This is a genomic window from Sinorhizobium americanum, from assembly GCF_001651855.1.
GTDB lineage: Bacteria > Pseudomonadota > Alphaproteobacteria > Rhizobiales > Rhizobiaceae > Sinorhizobium > Sinorhizobium americanum.
The window spans coordinates 1-1382 of sequence record NZ_LNQC01000006.1 but is presented as its reverse complement, the minus strand read 5'-3'; the positions used below and the strand labels follow the sequence as shown (position 1 = coordinate 1382).

Here is a 1382-nt window from a genome sequence, read left to right as displayed (position 1 = left end):
AGGAGGTGGCATGAAAGAGGCCGCGCCCGCTGAGAGAACGGATCACTGAGATGCAATCGATGATCGAGGGACAGTCACGCTTCGAGCCTCTCGGCTTACCTTATTGGGGTTCGCAAGATCTCAATAAAGGAGTTGGAAGCATGACTGCCTCTTATGATTACCATATCGGCGTCGATTACCACAAATCCTACAGCCATCTGGTCGTGCAGGACAGTAGCGGCAAGACGCTCAGATCCGGGCGGGTGAAGAACGATCGTCAGTCGCTTGGTGGATTTCTGGAACCGTACCGCGAGAATTCCCATGCCGTTGTCGAGGCCACTCGCAATTGGATGGTGATGTACGACTGGCTCGACGACATTTGCGACGATGTCGTCCTCGCCCATCCGTTGAAGGTGAAGGCGATCGCCGACGCCAAGATCAAGACGGACAAGATCGACGCGACGGTGTTGGCGCATCTACTCAGAGCCGATCTCGTTCCTGAAGCCTGGGCACCGAGCGACAAGGCCCGCGAATTGCGCATCGCCCTTCGCGAGCGGATGTTCTACGTGCGACTGCGCACGATGACAAAGAACCGGATCGTGACGGTCTTTGATCGCTATCCGGAGCAAGCGGCACTGCTGAAGAAGCTCGCGGATCTGTTCGGCAGTGCCGGCCGCGTCCAGCTTGCAGAATTGAAGGTCTCGCCGATCGACCGCATCCAGATCGATCGGGGTCTCGCCTTCATCGGCGACATCAACGAACGGATCAAGCAGTCGGAAGCGACGATCCGGGCGATGACCAAGGCCAATGCCGATGTGAAGCTGTTGAAGACGATCCCCGGTATCGGCGAATTCTTCGCCCGGCTGATTGATGCGGAAGTTGACGATATCGGCCGGTTCCGCACGCCGAAGAAACTGGCGGCCTATGCCGGGCTCGTCCCCTCGACCTATTCGAGCGGTGGCAAGACTTACCACGGCAAGATCATCAAGCAGGGCAACAAGTGGCTGCGCTGGGCTTTCGTCGAGGCCGTCGCGCCCGCCATCGCTACCGATCCGCAGCTGCGCGCCCAGTACGAGCATCTGAAGAACCGAGGAACCAACAAGGCGCGTGTTGCGATCGCGCGCAAGCTTTTGACGATCGTCTTTCACATCCTGCGCGACCAGCGCGCTTATCAGCGACGCGGCACCAGCACCATGGAAGGCGCATCGACGATATCCCGGTCGTCCTGATGATCGCCTAGCGAGCCTGGCAATGCCGGGCGGCGCTCCTTGAGGAGAATGGGAAACCGGGAGCCGAACGCCACTATGTGACCGAAGCCAACAACGGCATCAGGGTCACGGATTGGAGAATGGTTCAGAACCGAAGGGCAGAAACAACCTGTCCAACGGAAGGGAAGAGACTTA

General features: G+C 58.7%; 2 protein-coding genes. One reads left to right on the top strand and one right to left on the bottom strand.

The window, feature by feature from the left end; genetic code table 11:
• The first annotated feature begins 140 nt into the window (after positions 1 to 140).
• Entirely contained in the window at positions 141 to 1208 is a 1068-nt protein-coding gene (locus tag ATC00_RS00035) for an IS110 family RNA-guided transposase (protein ID WP_064251559.1), read from the top strand.
• Here the strand turns inward: ATC00_RS00035 and ATC00_RS33240 are convergent.
• Positions 1151 to 1382: hypothetical protein (locus ATC00_RS33240; RefSeq protein ID WP_206744264.1), on the bottom strand; the 232-nt coding region annotated here is incomplete at its 5' end. The two genes, ATC00_RS00035 and ATC00_RS33240, sit on opposite strands and share 58 nt — an antisense overlap.